Origin of the sequence: Bacillus sp. JJ783, assembly GCF_036963225.1 — a bacterium.
GTDB classification, from domain to species: Bacteria; Bacillota; Bacilli; order Bacillales; family Bacillaceae_G; genus Bacillus_A; species Bacillus_A cereus_U.
Genome location: NZ_JBALMG010000166.1, coordinates 1 through 4,337, shown reverse-complemented (window position 1 = coordinate 4,337; position 4,337 = coordinate 1). Strand labels below are relative to the sequence as shown.

The window sequence follows — 4,337 nt, the reverse complement described above, 5'->3', positions numbered from 1 at the left end:
TTTTAACAGTGGGTTTTCCACCTTTTTACCAAAACGTGTTATTTCTCTTTCCGATATTCATTTTTCCATAATTTCTTCTATTTCAACAGGTCCACTACATATACGTTTTTTTCATCTAGCGGTATGTTACTAATTTGAACTTCGTATGTAATACATAATCAAGGCTAAAGAATCATATTTAGTAACAATCAACGAAAAATTTTTGGAGGCTATGTCGATGAATGAAAAACATGATAAACAGAGGCAATCTTTATTAGGAGAAGACTTAAATAGCAATCGAGAACTTAATGAACCAGCTAAACTTCACTCTCAAACAGTTGGTTCACGTGGACCTATTTTAAAGCAAGATAATGTACTGCACGAGGCGTTACAAGAATTTATCCATGAAAAAATTTTAGAAAGACCTGTTCATGCAAAAGGATTTGGTGCATTCGGTTATTTTCAAACGATATATCCGATGTCTGAACATACAAAACTAAGCTTTTTACAAAATTCAAATGAGAAAATTCCTGTTATGGTGCGATTTTCATTAGCTGTTAGTACGAAAGGAACACCTGATACTTCTAGAAATGTACGCGGTTTTGCTACAAAATTTTATACAAAAGAAGGCGTATTTGATCTTTTATGTAATCACCTTCCTGTCTTTTCTGTTCGTGATCCGATGCGTTTCCCTGAAACTATTAACGCGTTATTGCCTTCACCTAAAAATAACTTACTAGATCCTAATAGATTTTGGAGTTTTGTCGCTAGAGCACCCGAATCCATTCATTTTGTTGTCCGTTTATACTCTGATGCTGGTACGGCAAAAAGTCTTCGCCACATCCCAGGACATAGTGTAAATACATATGTTTGGAGAAATGCTCAAGGTTATCGAAAGTATGTAAAGTATCATTGGTATCCATTTGAAGGTGTACAATCCATTACTAGTGAGGAAGCAAATAAACTAGCTGCCGAAAATCCTGATTATAGTGGAAAAGATTTATACGATGCAATTGAGGCTGGTAAACCAGTGGAATATGGTTTATATGTCCAGCTCATGGATCCAAAAGATGAAGCACATCTTTCTTATGACCCTTTAGATGATACAAAAGTATGGGATGAAAAGGAGTATCCTCTTATGCCCGTAGGCAAAATGGTATTAAATAAAAATCCTGAAAATTATATGGAACAAGTAGAAAAAGTCTCCTTCTCCCCTTCTAATTTACTAGACGGTGCAGAACTATCAGATGATAAAATGCTGCAAGGTCGTGCTAATATTTATAGTGATTCTCAAAGAAGAAGAATTGGACCCGAATTTCGTAAATTAGCGATCAACCAACAGCAAGATTGGACACCCGCTAATCAAATTACAAGCGGTGACGGAAGATACGTTGAAGGAAAACTCGAAAGAACTTCTATAACTAAGCAAGATGATTTTGGGCAGGCTGGTGAATTTTATGCGAAGTTATCACACATTGAAAAAGAACATCTTGCTGAAAATTTAGCTAATGATTTGAAAGTTATATCCAATGATATTAGGAAGATAGTTTTGGGGTATTTCGATCAAGTATCAACTGATTTGAAAACAAGCATTGAGACAAAAATGAAAGAGCATTAAGAAGATTAAAACATGCTTTACGAATGAGAATTCAAATCTATATTAATTATTTTCTTGTCAAAATCCAATGAGGTTATTTAATTTAAAAATATAAAGCCAATATACCCCTGTTCTATAATTAGAACAGGGGTATATTGAAGTAGTTTAATGTTTAACATTAACTACTTTACTTAGCTAAAAAATGCAATAAGTAGCCTTTCAAAACAAACTATAGTAAATTATTTTACTTGCACTGTATAATTCCCTGTTCCACCGCCATACTTATATACACTTAAGTAATATTTCCCTGGCTTCGCATTATAATTTCCAAGCAATTTGTTTCCATCACGTTTTGTTGCATAAGCTACATAATTATTTAGATCTGATTCAGAATATAATACCCAGTTCAGTCCAAGGTTTTGTTCGTTCGTAACAGAAATCTGTAAATCTTTTTGATCCTTTACATCAATAACAAATTTATCCCCCTGATCTTGATCGCTTAAGTTTCCTCTTAACAAAATGTTCAAAGATAGTGGATTCGCTGTATCAAATGAATTATTCGGTTCTTTTTCTACAGCCGTACCTTCTTCCGTATTCAGCCCGCTAAATACAACATCATATTCAAATTGTCCAGCATTATTTACACGGTAATTTACAAAATAAGCAGTCAATGTTTTATATCCAGTCCACGCTTTTCCTGAAAGACGTTTCAACATATCATTTGTTGCTTGATTCATTACTTTCCAATCCTCAATCTCTCCTTTTGCCGCACTTCCAGTATATGTCCCCTGTAGTGTAAATGTATTAAAGAATTGTGATTTATTCTTTGTTACTTTCACATCTTTTAACTTTGCTTCATTAGTGATATCTGAAGTAACGTCCGAAAGCGATTTTGGATCATGCTGCGCTAAGTACTCATCTGATACTTGTGGAATTGTATACTTATCACGATTATCAATAAGCATTTGCATATAAGATTGATATTCTTCATTTAATTTATTATCTTTGCTTAATGTAGAACGGTATGCATCGTAACTTGAAACATCATTAGCACGAATTAAATCATGCACTTTATCGAACATTTCAGGACGGTTATTATACATATATGATTGCAATGCAAACGAATAGTTATAAAAATCAAACGTTCCATATTTCGCATTTAATGTTTGTGCTGCTGTGTATCGTTTTGCAGGATCATTAGATAATCCACCAATTATACTTTTTCGCGGTACTACACTATCTAATCGCGTTGAACCTGCAAAGAACTCCGCATTCCCTTCTTCAAACCATGTTAAACGTTCATTTTGATACATTTCCCCTTGGCCCCATAATCCCTGAACCTCGTATCTTCCCTGTAAGTAGTGTGTAAATTCATGGCGGAACAATTCTTCCAAACTATAAATACTTTGCTGTGGTGTACGTTCATATGTAAAGAAAGTTCCCGTTCCTTCAATGTACATTCCACCATTATTCGTTTCATATCCATACAATTGACGGTTAAATTGATATTCATCTGGACTATTATAAATAACCATTGTTAACACGTCATCAACATGTCCACTTTCAAGTGGTTTATCACTACCAACTGTACGATAAAATTGAGAGCGTACTTCTTTTGCCGCCCAGTATAGACGTTTAATTTTCTCTTCGCTAACTTTATCCCCAGCTTTAAAGACAATTGCTCCATCATCAAACGTATACGTTTTCGGTAAATATTTCTTTTTACCCTCTTCTCGAATTTGATCTAAATTCACAGTTTTTCCGTTCGCATCTAATCCGCCATAATTTGTAGTAATTTGTTCTGCTGCAACAAAGTATTGCTCTCCTAAAAATGGATAAATTCGCATTGCATCTGTAACAACTTGTTGTCCTTTTGTTGGCGTACTATGAAGCTTTCCTAATCGACCAGCATAGTAAATTCCGTTATTAATTAACCATCCATTTTTATCTGATACAGTACCAATTAGTGCGAAACGACTTACTTCATTAATAAAGTTATCGATATTTCGATACCACATCGTATCTTTCGGCTCTTTTCCAGTCGTGTACATATCCGTCTGAATATCAAAGTCAATTCCCTTCATCAACTCATATATAGCGTCTCCTTTTGTTCGGTCTTCAATGAAAGTTGCAAGGTTATCGTTATATTGTTTAAAAATTTCGCCTGCATATAAAACCGTTTCAACATCAGCCGATGCATTTCCAATTAATTTTCCATATGATGAAATAACTTTATTTTGTTCTGATGTACCAAGTTTGAAATTCGGATTTTTTGCAATTGTTTTTAAAGCCGGTAAACATTTATCATGGTAGCTACGCTCATTTAATTTGCTTAATTCATCATGGTAAAAACCTAAATAAAATGCTGCACGTAGAGCTTCTACTAATGTTTCAATCCCTTTTGAATCATCTTTCGTATAAGCTTGTCCTTGTTCTGCTAGTTTATTAATAATCGCTTGCATTCGGCTATCATCTTGATAGAATTTGAGACTATCACTATTAAACTGAAATAATTCCGGAATTTGATACCAATTAATTGTCACAAGAAGATCAGTTAATTGTTTGTTACTTAATTGATTTAACTCAGCCATCGAATACTTTTTTTCTTCAGCTAACGGTTTAACATCCTCGTTTGGTGCTAGCGGACGCTGCGATAAATCCGATAACTTTAACCTTTTTGTAAAAGATGCATTTTCTTGTACTTTTGAAGAATGTGCCAACTCATCAACGGATTTCTGTATGCCTACCGGCTCCATTTGTA

Annotated in this window: 2 protein-coding genes; one reads left to right on the top strand and one right to left on the bottom strand. The window is 34.2% G+C overall.

Annotation, left to right across the window (positions count from 1 at the left end; all coding sequences use genetic code 11):
- Positions 1-217: 217 nt before the first annotated feature.
- Complete coding sequence (locus tag V7038_RS26370) at positions 218-1,597, top strand: catalase (RefSeq protein ID WP_002110536.1); 1,380 nt, start codon at positions 218-220, stop codon at positions 1,595-1,597.
- A 218-nt stretch (positions 1,598-1,815) separates the two neighbouring features.
- On the opposite strand, the gene V7038_RS26365 is transcribed toward V7038_RS26370, so the two are convergent.
- On the bottom strand, positions 1,816-4,337 hold a 2,522-nt coding region (locus tag V7038_RS26365), incomplete at its 5' end, for a collagenase (RefSeq protein ID WP_335695870.1).

What these genes read in the sequence shown, in the direction of transcription:
- V7038_RS26370 (WP_002110536.1), top strand. Translation starts at nt 218, where the DNA reads ATGAATGAAAAACATGATAAACAGAGGCAATCTTTATTAGGAGAAGAC.